The organism is Paenibacillus sp. FSL L8-0333 (assembly GCF_037965665.1).
GTDB lineage: Bacteria > Bacillota > Bacilli > Paenibacillales > Paenibacillaceae > Paenibacillus_AQ > Paenibacillus_AQ odorifer.
In genome coordinates this window covers 5,433,261-5,450,668 of sequence record NZ_CP150186.1, presented here as the reverse complement: position 1 = coordinate 5,450,668, position 17,408 = coordinate 5,433,261, and the positions used below count along the sequence as shown (strand labels likewise).

The window sequence follows — 17,408 nt, the reverse complement described above, 5'->3', positions numbered from 1 at the left end:
GAGTTTACTACATGAACAGTTTGAACCTACAAGAGCCGTCACCGCTCCCGGGAGGAAATGCAGCCGTTCCCCGGCTTAAATACGAACGTACCGGGTTTGATTATGTTATTCTCGCGGCTGCTTATCTGCTGATGCCAGTTGGACTTGTACTTGCCTTGTTGCGTTTGATGACAACGCATTACAAAAATTACCGCAGACCGACTAACCTCAACCTGCTGATGCATGTATTTATTGGTGGGTTTGTTGAACTTTCTATTGCCATGTTTTCTAGTGCGCTCAATGGGGAATTTGGAACTTCTGAATTAGTATCAACGCTTATTTTAATTGCAATCATGTTTTTGACTCCAGCTTTTATACTGGCCAGTGTGACAGCGAAAGCTAAATATACCCTTTCTAAGCTTAACACTTCTTATATAGAGCTGATTCAAAATAAGAATATCCGGCATATTGGCAGTATATCTGAACGAATAGGCCAAAGTGAAAGTGATGTACGAAGAGATGTCCAGTATCTGAAGGATAAAGGGCTGCTTAATATTGATATTGCATTATCCGAAGGGCGCCAGACGCCAGAGTCATCAGCAGCTAATCAAGGTTACCCTGGAAGTACTTCGGGCTTCGAAGGAACGGGGAGAACCCAAGCATCGGGGCAGCAGATACCTGTGCAGCCTCAGTCTCCGCCGCAACTGCCTAAGTCTATCCGTTGTCCGGGGTGCGGAGCCCAGAATACTGTGCTCCCAAGCCAATCTAAAAGCTGTGATTACTGTGGAACGAAGATCCCGTACAATTAATGCCGTCAACCAACAGATTAGCTGCATCGCATATAGGATTACATAAATAAGGGGATTAAAGACAAAATGAGTGGATTGGATATACGCAGACAGCCGCCGACATCGGGAAAACCCGTGTACAAGCATGAATATGAGCGGACGGCGTTTGATTATACGACTATTGTGTTTGCGTATGTATTTGCTCCGGTTGGCTTTATATTGGCTGCCATCCGGTTATTATCTACACATTCCAAGAGACAGCGCAAAGCAAGCAATATTAACCTGTTTTATCATGCGTTTATGGGTGCCTTTGTAGAATTGGCGATCTATTTCATTATTAGCAAGCTACTCGGTCAAATCGATTATGTCGCACTCTTGATCAGGCTGGTGATTACCTACGCATTGTTTAGAATTCCCGCCATTAAATTATCCGTTAGGGCCGTAGGATGGAGAGAGGGATTCACCTATCTTTGCAATGACTATATCGCATTGGTTCTTGTGGACGGCATAAGGCATATCGGCAGCCTATCCGATATTCGCGGATTCAGTGAAGAGAACGTCCGCGAGGTTTTGGAATATTTAAAAGATCAGGGAGTACTTTCTCCAGATATTGTTTATTATGAAGGACGTGTAGATAACCCATTTGTAAAATTGCCGCCGAAGCTTATTTATTCTAAACGGGCACAAGCACTGGTGCGTGCGCCTGAGAATAACCTTCGCTATCGTAACAAGCGAGACCGGACAGTGTTTGATCGAATCATCATGGCGATTGCCTATTTGTTTGCTCCGCTTGGGTTTGTACTTGCGATGCTTCGTTTTGTAAGCACTCATTATAAGAATGAGCGGAAATCATTTAACTATAAATTGCTCTATCATGTATGTATGGGAGCTTTTATGGAACTTGCCGTCCTCTTCGCCGTGGGGACCTACAAAGGGGATTTTAAGTGGTTCACTTTATTGATCATTCTGGTGGTCCTCTACTTGATCTTTATAATTCCGGCGGACAGCTTTGCAGGGAGGGCTACCTTCGCAACAGAAAACTTTGATTTTCTGTGCAAGAAGTATCTCATGCTGATCATAGTGGATGATGTTAGACATATCGGTAATTTAGCTGATATCACGAAACAAAGTGAAGATGATGTACGTAGAGACCTACGGTATTTAGTGAGATGGGGGTTACTTGCTTCTGATCTTGTCTATTATGAAGGACGTGTTAAGCTCTTAGATAAACAACCGCCCAATCTTGTGCATCCTGACCGGGCACAGCCCTCCGCGGCATCAGAGAACCAGCCATCATCTGGGCGGCAGTCATTGCCGGAGAATAGGCCTAAACCACCTGTCCAACTGCCGAAATCCATCGTTTGTCCGAGTTGCGGTGCTAAGAGTAGAGTACTTCCAGGGCAGGATAAAATCTGTGACTATTGCGGGACGACGATTCCATACAGTTAGTGTACATACGATTGCCAACTGCCCCCGGGAATCCGGGGGTTTTATTGCGTCTAACTCCCCGACCTCAGAGTATCCAGATAAAGTTATTGCAATTTACAGGCTTTTTCCGATATAATGTCCACTAAGAAAACACAAAAGTCTTTGAGGTGAGGACGTTCGTGAAAGAACGCTATTATTTGGTCCGGGAGGACATATTACCTGATGCTGTACTTAAGACTATGCAGGTTAAACAATTGCTTGAGGCCGGGGATGCGAAGACCGTAAATGAAGGTGTAGAGCAGGTGGGATTAAGCCGAAGCGCTTTTTATAAATACAAGGATGGAATTCATTTGATCCATCAGCTCGAACGGGAGCGGATCGTTACGATTTCCATGGATTTGGAGCACGAATCTGGAATGCTTTCCAAGGTACTAGGCTCTGTAGCGGGACATGGGGCTAATGTGCTGACGATTCACCAGAGTATTCCGCTGCAAGGGCGGGCAAATGTGGTGATCTCCGTAGAAATTTCACACTTAAATGAGGAACTCGGAGAGATGCTGGATAGTCTGAAAGAGATTCCAGGAGTGAAGCGTGCTTTAATCGTTGGACAGGGATAGGAACTATATTCGTAAACTTTTAGGAGGAGACAGATGAAGCCGGTTAAAGTGGGGTTGCTGGGCCTGGGAACAGTAGGCACAGGTGTAGTTCGTATCGTGGAAGGGAATCAAGAGGATTTAAGCAGCCAGGTAGGCTCTTCAATTGTCATTGAACGTATAGCTGTGAATAATTCTAATAAACCACGCGAAATCGAGGTTGATCCTGCTAAAATAACGACAGATCCATGGGATGTGATTCGTGACCCTGAAATTGATGTCATCGTTGAAGTTATGGGTGGAATCGCGGGAACCAAAGAATATATTCTTGAAGCTTTGGAACGCGGTAAACATGTCGTAACTGCGAACAAGGATTTGATGGCGCTGCACGGATCAGAGATTCTTGCTAAGGCGCAGGAGAAGCAATGTGATGTCTTTTATGAGGCTAGCGTTGCAGGAGGCATTCCGATTATCCGCACACTTATCGAGGGCTTTTCCTCGGATAAGATTATGAAAATTATAGGTATCGTGAATGGAACGACTAATTACATACTAACCAAAATGAGCCAAGAAGGCGCATCCTATAATGATGTGTTAAAAGAAGCGCAGGATCTGGGATACGCAGAGTCTGATCCAACCTCGGATGTGGAAGGACTGGATGCAGCCCGCAAAATGGCGATTCTCGGAACCTTAGGTTTCCGTACTAACGTGGAGCTGCATGATGTAAGTGTGAGTGGGATTTCTCAGGTGAGTAAGGCGGATATCGCCTTTGCGAAACGTCTCGGATATGAAATTAAGCTGTTAGGTATCGCTGAACGTCAGGATGAAGAATTCAGCATCAGTGTTCAGCCAACCTTGATTCGGGCTAGTCATCCCTTGGCTTCCGTCAATGGCGTGTTCAACGCAGTTTACGTATACGGGGAAGCAGTGGGAGAGACTATGTTCTACGGTGCGGGTGCGGGCGCTATGCCAACTGCAACCTCAGTGGTAGCTGATTTGGTAGCTGTCATTAAGAACCTTAAACTAGGTGTTAATGGATTGAAGCAAAAAGTACCTTACAAACAGAAAAAGCTTAAGAGTGATGAAGCTATTTTTTATAAAAACTTTTTGCTTCTGCATGTTGATGATAAAGCAGGGGTATTGGCTAAGATTACTCAAGTGTTTGCCGAATATGATGTAAGTTTGGATTCAGTAGTTCAGCAAGCCAATCCCAATAATCCTGATGCGGAGATCATTATTGTCACTCATAACGCTAGTAAAGCAAGCATGAACAAAGTGCTGCGCCATTTCGAGGAGCTGAAAGTCATCCGCCGGATCAAGAGCCATTATCGAGTGGAAGGTTAACCACGTCACTGAACTAATACTTTCATATTTCAAAACATAGTAAGGAGATTGTACCTGTTATGAGTATTTACGGAAGAGCTAGGGTTAAAGTGCCTGCTAGTACTGCCAATCTTGGTCCGGGCTTCGATACTCTAGGTATGGCTTTGCCGCTATATGCCTGGATTGAGATGGAGGAAGCAGAGGAGACTGTTTTTCATCTATATGGTGATGAGATGAATGGAGTGGCTCAGGATAAGAGCAATTTACTCTATAAGGTCGCTCAAATGGTATTTGCAGAGGCAGGCGTTACGGTGCCTGAATTATCGATATCGATGTACTCGGAGATTCCCCTTACGCGCGGACTCGGCAGCAGTGCCTCAGCTATTATTGGCGGCATGGCTGCGGCGAACACAATGATTGGCTCTCCGCTGGATAATGGCAAGCTATTTGATATGGCTACCCAGCTTGAGAAACATCCCGATAATGTGGGTGCCTCCTTGTTTGGCGGCATTATTACTGCTGTGTGGGATGGTGAACATGCAGATTATGTTCGGCTAGAACCACCACAAAATCTTGAGGTGCTGGTGGTTATTCCTGAATTCGAACTGGAAACCACAAAAGCGCGGGGATTGCTCCCAACAGAAATCTCAGTTAGTGATGCTGTGTACAACATCAGCAGAACCTCTCTATTGACGGCTTCGCTGGCATCAGGTCGGCTTGATCTGCTTAGCAGAGCGATGCAGGATCGCCTGCATCAGCCGTATCGTGCACCGCTTATACCGGGCATGGAGAAGCTGCTTGCAGAAGCTCCTGAACACGGTGCTTTAGGGATCGCACTTAGCGGTGCTGGACCGACTCTGCTATGTTTAGTGGATCGCCAAGAGACCCGCAAGAGTGAGCTTGAGGCCTTCTTGAAGAATACGATGCAGGAACATGGCATTTCCGCTCGGACCTGCTGGTTAACACCTTGTGCTTCTGGAGTGACTACAGAGCTGCTCGAAATAAACGAGATGCAAAACGTATCATTTTTGGATATGATAAAAGGAGTACGGTCATGAAATCAATAGCGGTATTGCCGCAGGGCTCGGTATCCCACGAAGCGCTGCTGCATTTGTTTAACGGTGAACCTGTAAAGCTTGTGCATCACAAGTTAATTTCCGATGTATTTCTCTCTACGGCGGGTGGAACCACCGATTACAGCGTGATTCCGATTGAAAATACCATTGAAGGCTCAGTTAGTCTTCACATCGATTGGCTCATCAATGAAGTGGATCTGCCAATGCAGACGGAATGGATTTTTCCATCGATACAGAATCTTATCGGTAACCCAAGGGAATTCACAGATACAGACGGCAACAAGGATTTCACCAAGATGGTAAAAATCCTTTCGCATCCAGTAGCAATGGCACAATGCATGCAATTTGTTCGTAAGCATGCCCCTTGGGCTGAACTGGAGTCGGTCGGAAGTACCTCTGAAGCTGTGGAAATCGTCAAAAACAATCCGGGTAAGGGCTGGGCTGCTATCGGTACCGCTCTTGGCGCCGCTACGCATGGGCTGGAGATTGTAGATCGGCAAATTACAGATCACAACAACAACTACACACGGTTTGTCCTGGTTGGTCCACAGAAGATAGATCTTCCGCGGAGCAGCACAGGAGTAAAGACGAGTGTTCTAGTAACGCTGCCAGAGGATTTTCCAGGTGCCTTGCATCAGGTGCTTGCTGCTTTTTCCTGGCGGAAACTGAATTTATCGCGTATTGAATCACGACCAACGAAGAAGAAGCTGGGTACTTATTATTTTTATATTGATGTGCTGGAACCGATAGAATCTGTTCTGCTGCCAGGGGCTATTGAAGAAATTAGTGCTTTAGGCTGTCAGGTAAGGATTCTGGGCTCGTATCCCACATACACCTATGAGGAAGAGAAAGCGGAGGTGCAGTAAATTCATGGCTGAGCAATGGATCTATTTGGATGGACAACACGTAACGAAGGAAAATGCAAAGGTATCCGTTTTTGATCACGGTTTTTTGTATGGAGACGGTATTTTTGAAGGTATCCGTATCTATAACGGCAATATTTTTAAATGTAAAGAGCATTTGGACAGACTGTATGATTCGGCAAAATCGATCATGCTGGACATTCCGCTAACGTATGATGAGATGCTGGAAGCTATGGCTGAAACGATTCGTCTTAACGACATGCGTAACGGCTATATTCGACTGATCGTCTCCCGGGGACCAGGGAACTTAGGTCTTGATCCACGCCGTTGTCCAAAAGCTAGTGTAATTATTATCGTTGAGCAACTGGCTATTTACCCAGAACAAGCGTATTTGAACGGACTTCGTGCAGTTTCTGTGTCCCAACGCCGCAATATTCCGGATGCACTCAATCCAAAGATCAAATCGCTTAATTACCTAAACAATATCCTAGTAAAAATCCAATCCAACTTGGCAGAAGCCGACGAAGCAATCATGATGAACGCTCAAGGTTATGTTACTGAGGGATCGGGCGATAACATTTTCATCATCAAAAATGGTGTAGTTTTCACTCCTCCATGTTACTTGGGAGCCCTTGAAGGAATTACCCGTTTGGCGATTATTGAGCTCTGCGAGAAATTAGGTATTAAACTGAAAGAAGAACCGTTCACAATGCATGATGTTTATATAGCGGATGAAGTGTTCTTCACTGGCACAGCTGCTGAAGTTATTGCTGCACGTGAAATTGACGGCCGGATCATTGGTGAAGGACAAGCGGGTCCAATCACTTTGAAGCTGCTCGAAGAGTTCCGTAATGTGGTTGATAAAGATGGCTATAAGGTTTGGGAATAAAGACTAATCATACAACGTAAATAGCATTGAATACGCATCAGAAGTCCTTTTATGCATACATGCAGAAGAAAACGGGAGTCTCCGGTTAATCTTTTCATGGATCATGAAAGGATTTTTTTTATTTCGGGGATGTCATTCGCCCATGGGCTGCATAAGATGTAGTAACGAAGGAGGCGGCTGTACCGCATATAACTTTGTAAGAGAGCAATGTTCCATGAAAAGGGTGTTTGCTTTCGAAGTCAGTTTTGCTGTGTAGCTGTAAAGAAAGCAATACTCCACAAAACTTTTAGGAGGTTAATGCTACGTGAAAATACACATTGTCAAACAAGGCGATAGTTTGTATGCATTATCGCAAAAGTACGGAGTGCCGTTACAAAAACTTATTGAAGCTAACCCGCAGATCAGTAATCCGAACGTATTAGCGATTGGAGACAAAGTAAAAATACCTACGGCCCCAGTATCCGTACCGGAGAACAGTGAAGTTTACTACAAGCACACCGTTAAACAAGGAGATACCTTGTGGAAATTATCTAAAGCCTGGGGAATTCCTTTAAAGGATATGGTTGAGGCCAATCCCCAATTAAAGAATCCAAATGTACTTATGCTAGGGGAAGTAGTTAATATTCCTAAAAAAGTATCCAATACCTCACCCACACAGCCTGGGTATACACCTTCTAACGCCTCAGAGAAAACACAAGTGGGTGGCAAGGAATATACAGGTCCCAAAGAACAGCCTGCTGCTGAAGTAGTGCCTGCACCTAAACCGGAAACTAAACCAGAGACCAAACCAGAGACCAAACCAGAAATAAAGCCAGAAGCTAAACCAGCACCTAAACCAGTGACAAATATCTCACCTGAATCTAATTCTGCACCACACCCATCGCTAAACATCGCCCCTATTAATACACAAAATATTGCACCAAATCCTGCGCCTAATATGCAAATGGAAGTTGCTCCAGTGCAAGAAATTGAAATGCAGAGTTTATTTGTTCAGATTACGGTTCCAAATCAAGAACCGGTTGCTCAACAAGAAGCACCTAAAGCTGAGAAGAAAGCAGACAATGATTGCTCATGGGATAATTCCAACGGATACCCGGGCTTGGGAGGAAATCCTTATCTCTATGATTCATATCAAAATAGCCCTAATATGAACATGAACTGGGCACCAAGTTATGTTCAGCCAATGGCTTATGCACCAGAATGTATTTCCCCATGTTATTTTTCGGGCAATATGTATTCTAATATGAGCCCAGAACAGTGGAATCCCAATGCCGCGCCAAACATAAGCCCGGAACAGTGGAATCCCAATGCCGCGCCAAACATAAGCCCGGAACAGTGGAATCCCAATGCCGCGCCAAACATAAGCCCAGAACAATGGAATCCCAATGCAGCGCCTAACATAAGCCCAGAACAATGGAGTCCCAATGCTGCCCCTAATATGAGTCCAGGACAGTGGAATCCGATGGAGGCTAATGTTGCTGGCATGAACGTAGGCGGGGATTTCTCCCCGTATGCTGTTCCTCAATATGGAGGACAGACGCCGAACCTTCCTTGGCCAACTTGTGGGTGCGGAGGCGTGCATATTCAACCAGTGCAAACTTATTCATATGACATGCCTGTATACAACACCTATCCTGAATATGGGAATCCAAACGCTTTTTCTGCATATGGAGCAGGAATGCCTAATCAGGGAATGGTTCCTACTTCTACGCTTGGAGCATTTGGCGGACAGGATAACTCTAATATTCCATCCAATCCGCAGTATCCAGGGATAGGTAATTATTCGCAGCATAATCGGGTGCCGGAAATTCAAGAACCTGAAGCGTTCGTGCAGGAATCTCCTGAAGCGGCTAGAACAGAGACTGATGAGTCAACTTCTAACGCTTCTCTCAAGAATAAGGGGAGTGTAGTAAAGGAAACAGCAACAGGCAAAAAAGCAAAGACCTCAGGTCAACCTAGCAGCAAGAAAAGCAAAGCTGCTACGAAATCTCAAGGTTCAGCAGCGAGTACTAAAAAACGTAGAAATCCTTGGATTTCAAACTAATAAATTTATAAAACGAGCCGCTGTCCGGACTCACGTGTAGATTCTGTATCCTTAGAATCTACACGTTTTTTATAGGTAGATAGGGATAAAAGATGTTAAATTAAGTGGGGCAAAAGCACTTATTTATAAAATATAAATTTTTAAGTATTGTTTTTATATAGGGATATATGGTACATTATAAATCCAGTCGCAAAGAGGAACTATAAAGCTTTCGGTTGGTGAATGTTAATCTGAATTAGATTGCAAAAAACTTTGAAAAAAAGAGTTGCAATAAATCAGAAAGCATGATATATTATAAGAGTTGCTGCTGAGACATTAAACGGCGTCAACGAGAACTTGATCTTTGAAAACTGAACAACGAGTGAGTAGGAAATCACGCAAGTGATATCCAAAATTAGAGAATTAATTTTCTCGTCAGATGTTTCAAAATGAGCATATCGCTCTTTTCAATACTAATTGGAGAGTTTGATCCTGGCTCAGGACGAACGCTGGCGGCGTGCCTAATACATGCAAGTCGAGCGGAGTTATTTTGAAAGCTTGCTTTCAAAATAACTTAGCGGCGGACGGGTGAGTAACACGTAGGCAACCTGCCCTTCAGACTGGGATAACTACCGGAAACGGTAGCTAATACCGGATAATTTCTTTTTTCTCCTGAGAGAAGAATGAAAGACGGAGCAATCTGTCACTGAGGGATGGGCCTGCGGCGCATTAGCTAGTTGGTGGGGTAACGGCCCACCAAGGCGACGATGCGTAGCCGACCTGAGAGGGTGAACGGCCACACTGGGACTGAGACACGGCCCAGACTCCTACGGGAGGCAGCAGTAGGGAATCTTCCGCAATGGGCGAAAGCCTGACGGAGCAACGCCGCGTGAGTGATGAAGGTTTTCGGATCGTAAAGCTCTGTTGCCAGGGAAGAACGTCCGGTAGAGTAACTGCTACCGGAGTGACGGTACCTGAGAAGAAAGCCCCGGCTAACTACGTGCCAGCAGCCGCGGTAATACGTAGGGGGCAAGCGTTGTCCGGAATTATTGGGCGTAAAGCGCGCGCAGGCGGCTATTTAAGTCTGGTGTTTAAACCTTGGGCTCAACCTGAGGTCGCACTGGAAACTGGGTGGCTTGAGTACAGAAGAGGAAAGTGGAATTCCACGTGTAGCGGTGAAATGCGTAGATATGTGGAGGAACACCAGTGGCGAAGGCGACTTTCTGGGCTGTAACTGACGCTGAGGCGCGAAAGCGTGGGGAGCAAACAGGATTAGATACCCTGGTAGTCCACGCCGTAAACGATGAGTGCTAGGTGTTAGGGGTTTCGATACCCTTGGTGCCGAAGTTAACACAGTAAGCACTCCGCCTGGGGAGTACGGTCGCAAGACTGAAACTCAAAGGAATTGACGGGGACCCGCACAAGCAGTGGAGTATGTGGTTTAATTCGAAGCAACGCGAAGAACCTTACCAGGTCTTGACATCCCTCTGAATCTGCTAGAGATAGCAGCGGCCTTCGGGACAGAGGAGACAGGTGGTGCATGGTTGTCGTCAGCTCGTGTCGTGAGATGTTGGGTTAAGTCCCGCAACGAGCGCAACCCTTAACTTTAGTTGCCAGCAGGTAATGCTGGGCACTCTAGAGTGACTGCCGGTGACAAACCGGAGGAAGGTGGGGATGACGTCAAATCATCATGCCCCTTATGACCTGGGCTACACACGTACTACAATGGCCGGTACAACGGGAAGCGAAGCCGCGAGGTGGAGCCAATCCCATCAAAGCCGGTCTCAGTTCGGATTGCAGGCTGCAACTCGCCTGCATGAAGTCGGAATTGCTAGTAATCGCGGATCAGCATGCCGCGGTGAATACGTTCCCGGGTCTTGTACACACCGCCCGTCACACCACGAGAGTTTACAACACCCGAAGTCGGTGGGGTAACCCGCAAGGGAGCCAGCCGCCGAAGGTGGGGTAGATGATTGGGGTGAAGTCGTAACAAGGTAGCCGTATCGGAAGGTGCGGCTGGATCACCTCCTTTCTATGGAGAATCGTTCTCTGCAATGAGGACATTCAAATCGGAAGCTAAGCTTCCACAACTCAGGTTTAGGCCTGTTACTCACTCGTTGCTCAGTTTTGAGAGTTTAAGCTCTCAAGTAAGACTTGATCCTTGAAAACTGGATACCGAAACGAATTTGCGTTTTAGAACATCTTTTAGCAACTTGTGCAAACAAGTAAATGTTATTAGTGAGATTTTTCTTCGGAAGAATCAAGGTTAAGCTAATAAGAGCACACGGAGGATGCCTAGGCGCCAGGAGCCGACGAAGGACGTGGCGAACAACGAAACTGCCTCGGGGAGCTGTAAGCAAGCTTTGATCCGGGGGTGTCCGAATGGGGAAACCCAGCTGTGGTAATTCGCAGTTACTCATACCTGAATACATAGGGTGTGTAGAGGCAGACCAGGGGAACTGAAACATCTAAGTACCCTGAGGAAGAGAAAACAATAGTGATTCCGTCAGTAGCGGCGAGCGAACGCGGAACAGCCTAAACCTAAGAGCTTGCTCTTAGGGGTTGTGGGACGTCTCACATGGAGTTACAAAGGAATATGGTAGGTGAAGAGGTCTGGAAAGGCCCGCGATAGAGGTAAAAGCCCTGTAACCTAAACTGTGTTCTCTCCGAGACGGATCCCGAGTAGTGCGGGGCACGTGAAACCCCGTATGAATCCAGCAGGACCATCTGCTAAGGCTAAATACTACCTGGCGACCGATAGTGAAACAGTACCGTGAGGGAAAGGTGAAAAGCACCCCGGAAGGGGAGTGAAATAGAACCTGAAACCGTGTGCTTACAAAAAGTCAGAGCCCTATTAATGGGTGATGGCGTGCCTTTTGTAGAATGAACCGGCGAGTTACGTTTAACATGCAAGGTTAAGCCGAGAAGGTGGAGCCGCAGCGAAAGCGAGTCTGAATAGGGCGAATGAGTATGTGGACGTAGACCCGAAACCGTGTGATCTACCCCTGTCCAGGGTGAAGGTGCGGTAACACGCACTGGAGGCCCGAACCCACGTACGTTGAAAAGTGCGGGGATGAGGTGGGGGTAGCGGAGAAATTCCAATCGAACTCGGAGATAGCTGGTTCTCCCCGAAATAGCTTTAGGGCTAGCCTCGGTATAAGAGTAGTGGAGGTAGAGCACTGATTGGGTGCGGGGTCCGCAAGGATTACCAAGCTCAGTCAAACTCCGAATGCCATATACTTATTGCCGGGAGTCAGACAGTGAGTGCTAAGATCCATTGTCAAAAGGGAAACAGCCCAGACCATCAGCTAAGGTCCCCAAGTGTGTGTTAAGTGGGAAAGGATGTGGAGTTGCACAGACAACCAGGATGTTGGCTTAGAAGCAGCCACCATTGAAAGAGTGCGTAATAGCTCACTGGTCGAGTGACTCTGCGCCGAAAATGTAACGGGGCTAAACACACCACCGAAGCTATGGCTAGATACTATGTATCTGGGGTAGGGGAGCGTTGTGTAGGGGTTGAAGGTGTACTGAAAAGAGCGCTGGACACTACACAAGTGAGAATGCCGGTATGAGTAACGAAAAGATCAGTGAGAATCTGATCCGCCGAAAGCCCAAGGTTTCCTGAGGAAGGCTCGTCCGCTCAGGGTAAGTCGGGACCTAAGGCGAGGCCGAAAGGCGTAGTCGAAGGACAACAGTTTGAAATTACTGTACCACCGTAATCCGCTATGAGCGATGGGGTGACGCAGGAGGGTAGTGACGCGGACTGATGGATGTCCGTCTAAGCAGTGAGGCTGATGTGTAGGCAAATCCGCACATCATTAAGGCTAGGCTGTGATGGGGAGCGAAAATTATAGTAGCGAAGGTCATGATCTCACACTGCCAAGAAAAGCCTCTAGCCAGGAGAAGGTGCCCGTACCGCAAACCGACACAGGTAGGCGAGAAGAGAATTCTAAGGCGCGCGGAAGAACTCTCGTTAAGGAACTCGGCAAAATGACCCCGTAACTTCGGGAGAAGGGGTGCCCCGGTAGTGTGAATAGCACGAGGGGGCCGCAGTGAAAAGGCCCAAGCGACTGTTTAGCAAAAACACAGGTCTGTGCGAAGCCGCAAGGCGAAGTATACGGGCTGACGCCTGCCCGGTGCTGGAAGGTTAAGGGGAGTGGTTAGGGGTAACCCGAAGCTATGAACCGAAGCCCCAGTAAACGGCGGCCGTAACTATAACGGTCCTAAGGTAGCGAAATTCCTTGTCAGGTAAATTCTGACCCGCACGAATGGCGTAACGACTTGGGCGCTGTCTCAACGAGAGATCCGGTGAAATTTTAATACCTGTGAAGATGCAGGTTACCCGCGACAAGACGGAAAGACCCCATGGAGCTTTACTGCAGCTTGATATTGAATTTGGGTACGATCTGTACAGGATAGGTGGGAGCCGTAGAAATCGGAGCGCAAGCTTCGGTGGAGGCGCCGTTGGGATACCACCCTGATCGTATCTAGGTTCTAACCTAGTACCCTTATCGGGTACGGGGACCGTGTCAGGCGGGCAGTTTGACTGGGGCGGTCGCCTCCTAAAGAGTAACGGAGGCGTTCCAAGGTTCCCTCAGAATGGTTGGAAATCATTCGCAGAGTGCAAAGGCATAAGGGAGCTTGACTGCGAGACCTACAAGTCGAGCAGGGACGAAAGTCGGACTTAGTGATCCGGTGGTACCGCATGGAAGGGCCATCGCTCAACGGATAAAAGCTACCCTGGGGATAACAGGCTTATCTCCCCCAAGAGTCCACATCGACGGGGAGGTTTGGCACCTCGATGTCGGCTCATCGCATCCTGGGGCTGAAGTAGGTCCCAAGGGTTGGGCTGTTCGCCCATTAAAGCGGTACGCGAGCTGGGTTCAGAACGTCGTGAGACAGTTCGGTCCCTATCTGTCGTGGGCGCAGGAAATTTGAGAGGAGCTGTCCTTAGTACGAGAGGACCGGGATGGACGTACCGCTGGTGCACCAGTTGTTCCGCCAGGAGCATGGCTGGGTAGCTACGTACGGACGGGATAAGCGCTGAAAGCATCTAAGCGTGAAGCCCCCCTCAAGATGAGATTTCCCAATTAGTAAGACCCCTTGAAGACGACGAGGTAGATAGGTTGGAGGTGGAAGTGCAGCAATGCATGGAGCTGACCAATACTAATCGGTCGAGGGCTTATCCTATACTTAGAATGCAAATTCGTTTCGGATTCAGTTTTCAGGAATCAAGCTCAGATTTATATAGTCCAAGTGACTGTTTGATGATGAATTTGTTTTCAGCATTTGGCGATGCTGAGACCTGAATAATGCATTTGTACCGCAAATGCCCGTTTGGTGGCGATAGCGGAGGGGTTCCACACGTACCCATCCCGAACACGACCGTTAAGCCCTCCAGCGCCGATGGTACTTGGACCGAAGGGTCCTGGGAGAGTAGGACGTTGCCAAGCACGCAAGACCACTGTTGAGTTATCGACAGTGGTCTTTTTGTTGTATGATATTTATCCGCTTATTATAAGGATAGGCAATCATTGTGAGTGATTTCTTCGAATGAAAATTAGTTCACGGAGGCAAATGATCATGATTATATGGATCAATGGTGCTTTTGGTTCAGGGAAGACACAAACCGCATATGAAATGTATCGAAGAAAAACATAGCTAGCGAATATGATGGAATAATTATCGTGCCTATGACCCTAATGAATTCGGATTCTTGCAGGGGAAATCATCGGCAAGTTAATGGATGGAGGTATAGAGCTTTATCATTTTAGTTTGTGTGCCTCCCGAGAGACCCTGCTTAAGAGATTAAGCGTTAGAGGTGAAGGAAAAGACTCTTGGGCTACTCAGCAGATCGACAGGTGCATCACAGGCCGTGATCACGAGGTGTTTAAGCAGCATCTAGACACGAATGATAGAACTACGGGTGAAATCGTTGAGATAATAGCTCAAAAGCTTCATATCAATCTATTACCTAGGGAAGAGTAAAAAGAAAAAAATAGTTTAGGTATTGCTATACTTAATAATACATGATATAATATTTTTTGTTGTCAAAACAATTTGTTTTTTAAAACGGCCCGTTGGTCAAGGGGTTAAGACACCTCCCTTTCACGGAGGTAACATGGGTTCGAATCCCATACGGGTCACCATTTCTTCTTGAAACAGTATTAGACTTCTAGAAAAAATGGTTGCATTACATATTTGATTATGTTATGATAATTAAGTTGCTTCTTTACATGGAGGCTTAGCTCAGCTGGGAGAGCATCTGCCTTACAAGCAGAGGGTCGGGGGTTCGATCCCCTCAGCCTCCACCATAACACATCCCCAAAAGTGAAGTTAATGCTTCACTGAGGATTCCGGATACTTTCCGGGGAATCCAAGGGAATTAATACTTTTTTACTGACGCGGGGTGGAGCAGCCCGGTAGCTCGTCGGGCTCATAACCCGAAGGTCGCAGGTTCAAATCCTGCCCCCGCAACCAATTTTCATTAAGCAATTATTCTTCTGGAACCGTGGTGTAGTTGGCCTAACATGCCTGCCTGTCACGCAGGAGACCGCGGGTTCGAATCCCGTCGGTTCCGCCATTTTCTTGCTTTATGAGCCATTAGCTCAGTTGGTAGAGCACCTGACTTTTAATCAGGGTGTCGAAGGTTCGAGTCCTTCATGGCTCACTTTTTTAGTGAGTCGGACATCAATACATACCGTGTGCGGACGTGGCTCAGCGGTAGAGCATCGCCTTGCCAAGGCGAGGGTCGCGGGTTCGATTCCCGTCGTCCGCTCCATATAAATTTTGCGCCCTTAGCTCAGCTGGATAGAGCGTTTGACTACGAATCAAAAGGCCGGGAGTTCGAATCTCTCAGGGCGCGCCATATTTTAACTTAATACTTTGCCGGTGTGGCGGAATGGCAGACGCGCTCGACTCAAAATCGAGAGGGAAACCGTGGAGGTTCGAGTCCTCTCACCGGTATATCGAAAAAACTTGTAAGATTGCTTCCAGCAATTTTACAAGTTTTTTTTATTTCTGAGTATTGGTCATACCCCTATCAAGTAGACAAATGAAAAAGCTATGCTGCCAGCGCGCACCGATAGTTTTGCTTGAAAGCGGTGATATTTCCGCTCTTGAATTACACTGTTTGAGGTACAACTTCTCTGTTTTGAGATGCGAAAAGAAGGATTCGAAACATGCATTATCGAGGGAGGTAGCTTTGCGAGAGTGGCTGCCTTTAATGTCGAATACCTACTAATCCTGTATTGTATGCCTGAGACGTGTATTGGAAGCCCTGAACCGAATGGAGCACGGCTTCCAATGTACGTCTCTTTTTCTTGTCCACTTCGTAACCGTATCCAACACGAGTTGAACATCGTTACGTTCTGACAATTGCAAAGTGACAATCTCGTTGTTGAATAGATCTTGTATGACGGATAAGTAATGAAAGTTAGTTCCGTCCGAAATATAGGTAATATCCGTTACCATTTTTTGCTGTGGTGCTGTGGTGCTGTGGTGCTGTGTCATGAAATTTACGTTTTAAGCGATTCGGGAAAACGATAGAAAGGGTATAACTAGACTGTCTTCGATTCTTTCGAATGATCGATTGGATTGATAGTTCTTTCATGATTCGCCATACTTTCTTGTGATTCACGTTGAAGCTTGCCCCTACAAGGCAGTCGAAATGCGAGGATAGCCGAAATCTGGATGCGAAAAATGAATGGCCATCATGTGTTCCTTGATCTCTTGATTTTTGTCATTCCTGGTTTTGACGCTTAGTCTATGTAGCTAGCCATTTGTAGTAACTGGCCCGTGATATCCCTGCAATCGCTAAGAGGTCTGTAATATGATACGGGTAGCGTAGTTCTCTCGCTGCCTGGGAGCTTCTCCTTTATTAGATTTGGATACCGCTTTTTTAAATATCCACCTGAACTTTCAGGTAGTCACTTTCTTCTTCGACACTACCAAAGGACGTGAAGAGCGACCTTTCCTAAGCTTCATCTCTTTTTCCTCATTTTTACGTTCATCGAAAGAATCTCCGTTTTTCCATTTTCTCACCCAAACCTTCAATTGCGTGCAACTACGGATACCTTGTTGTTCAGCTATGATCGTATAGCTAGATGATCCATCTAAGTAGGTTCTAACCGCCTTTAATTTAAATTCTTCTGTATACATCTGAAATGTTTGTCCTTTTTTCGCCATAAAAATATCCCCTCCAAGTGTTACTCGAATCTCCATGATAACATGTAGTTTTTTTCGAGTGTCTACTTGAAGGGGATACTACCACAGTTCAATAAAACGGAAGTTTTACTTGTTATTGTTTTCTTTATCTTTTCAATTACCGATTTTTTCGGATGAAGCTGTTCAATTTTTTATAGTGATGCGAAATGGTCATACAAAAAATTCGGCTACAGACTGATCCCAAGGTCTATCATTCAGGAGCTTTTACTCATAATACCAT

Annotated in this window: 9 protein-coding genes, 8 tRNA genes and 3 rRNA genes; 19 read left to right on the top strand and 1 reads right to left on the bottom strand. The window is 46.4% G+C overall.

Going from position 1 to position 17,408, the window contains the following annotated elements; all coding sequences use genetic code 11:
- Window positions 1–11 precede the first annotated feature (11 nt).
- The 19 genes from NYE72_RS24365 to NYE72_RS24275 all read left to right on the top strand — a co-directional run bounded on the left by NYE72_RS24365 (window position 12) and on the right by NYE72_RS24275 (window position 15,928).
- Window positions 12–788: a hypothetical protein gene (locus NYE72_RS24365; protein WP_076100998.1), complete on the top strand. Its 777-nt coding sequence runs from the start codon at window positions 12–14 to the stop codon at window positions 786–788.
- Window positions 789–854: 66 nt separating this feature from the next.
- A complete protein-coding gene (locus NYE72_RS24360; protein ID WP_076101000.1) occupies window positions 855–2,216 on the top strand; it encodes a hypothetical protein in 1,362 nt (453 codons plus the stop codon).
- Window positions 2,217–2,374: 158 nt separating this feature from the next.
- Window positions 2,375–2,812: an ACT domain-containing protein gene (locus NYE72_RS24355; protein ID WP_036685183.1), complete on the top strand. Its 438-nt coding sequence runs from the start codon at window positions 2,375–2,377 to the stop codon at window positions 2,810–2,812.
- A 33-nt stretch (window positions 2,813–2,845) separates the two neighbouring features.
- On the top strand, window positions 2,846–4,132 hold the full coding sequence (locus NYE72_RS24350; RefSeq protein ID WP_036685184.1) for a homoserine dehydrogenase: 1,287 nt from the start codon (window positions 2,846–2,848) through the stop codon (window positions 4,130–4,132).
- A gap of 59 nt (window positions 4,133–4,191) precedes the next feature.
- A complete protein-coding gene (gene thrB, locus NYE72_RS24345; protein WP_036685186.1) occupies window positions 4,192–5,169 on the top strand; it encodes a homoserine kinase in 978 nt (325 codons plus the stop codon).
- Complete coding sequence (pheA, locus tag NYE72_RS24340; protein ID WP_076101002.1) at window positions 5,166–6,053, top strand: prephenate dehydratase; 888 nt, start codon at window positions 5,166–5,168, stop codon at window positions 6,051–6,053. Before thrB ends, pheA begins: the two co-directional genes overlap by 4 nt.
- Before the next feature lie 4 nt (window positions 6,054–6,057).
- Window positions 6,058–6,939 carry a branched-chain-amino-acid transaminase gene (gene ilvE, locus NYE72_RS24335; protein ID WP_036685189.1) on the top strand — a complete coding sequence of 294 codons (882 nt, stop codon included), beginning with the start codon at window positions 6,058–6,060 and terminating at the stop codon, window positions 6,937–6,939.
- A gap of 304 nt (window positions 6,940–7,243) precedes the next feature.
- Entirely contained in the window at window positions 7,244–8,983 is a 1,740-nt protein-coding gene (locus NYE72_RS24330; RefSeq protein WP_339210606.1) for a LysM peptidoglycan-binding domain-containing protein, read from the top strand.
- 453 nt (window positions 8,984–9,436) lie between these two features.
- Window positions 9,437–10,994 (top strand): 16S ribosomal RNA (locus tag NYE72_RS24325).
- A gap of 232 nt (window positions 10,995–11,226) precedes the next feature.
- Window positions 11,227–14,152 (top strand): 23S ribosomal RNA (locus NYE72_RS24320).
- Between the two features lie 146 nt (window positions 14,153–14,298).
- Window positions 14,299–14,415: ribosomal RNA gene (gene rrf, locus NYE72_RS24315) — 5S ribosomal RNA — on the top strand.
- The 16S, 23S and 5S rRNA genes sit together here, the layout of an rRNA operon.
- A gap of 621 nt (window positions 14,416–15,036) precedes the next feature.
- Window positions 15,037–15,111: transfer RNA gene (locus NYE72_RS24310), tRNA-Glu, on the top strand.
- A gap of 89 nt (window positions 15,112–15,200) precedes the next feature.
- Window positions 15,201–15,276: transfer RNA gene (locus NYE72_RS24305), tRNA-Val, on the top strand.
- A gap of 89 nt (window positions 15,277–15,365) precedes the next feature.
- Window positions 15,366–15,442, top strand: a tRNA-Met gene (locus NYE72_RS24300).
- A gap of 25 nt (window positions 15,443–15,467) precedes the next feature.
- Window positions 15,468–15,545, top strand: a tRNA-Asp gene (locus NYE72_RS24295).
- A 14-nt stretch (window positions 15,546–15,559) separates the two neighbouring features.
- Window positions 15,560–15,632: transfer RNA gene (locus tag NYE72_RS24290), tRNA-Lys, on the top strand.
- A 36-nt stretch (window positions 15,633–15,668) separates the two neighbouring features.
- Window positions 15,669–15,743: transfer RNA gene (locus NYE72_RS24285), tRNA-Gly, on the top strand.
- 10 nt (window positions 15,744–15,753) lie between these two features.
- Window positions 15,754–15,830 (top strand) — tRNA-Arg (locus NYE72_RS24280).
- Between the two features lie 19 nt (window positions 15,831–15,849).
- Window positions 15,850–15,928, top strand: a tRNA-Leu gene (locus NYE72_RS24275).
- A gap of 954 nt (window positions 15,929–16,882) precedes the next feature.
- Here the strand turns inward: NYE72_RS24275 and NYE72_RS24270 are convergent.
- Window positions 16,883–17,149 (bottom strand): transposase, encoded by a 267-nt coding sequence (locus NYE72_RS24270; RefSeq protein ID WP_076142373.1) that lies wholly within the window; start codon window positions 17,147–17,149, stop codon window positions 16,883–16,885.
- Between the last annotated feature and the right edge of the window lie 259 nt (window positions 17,150–17,408).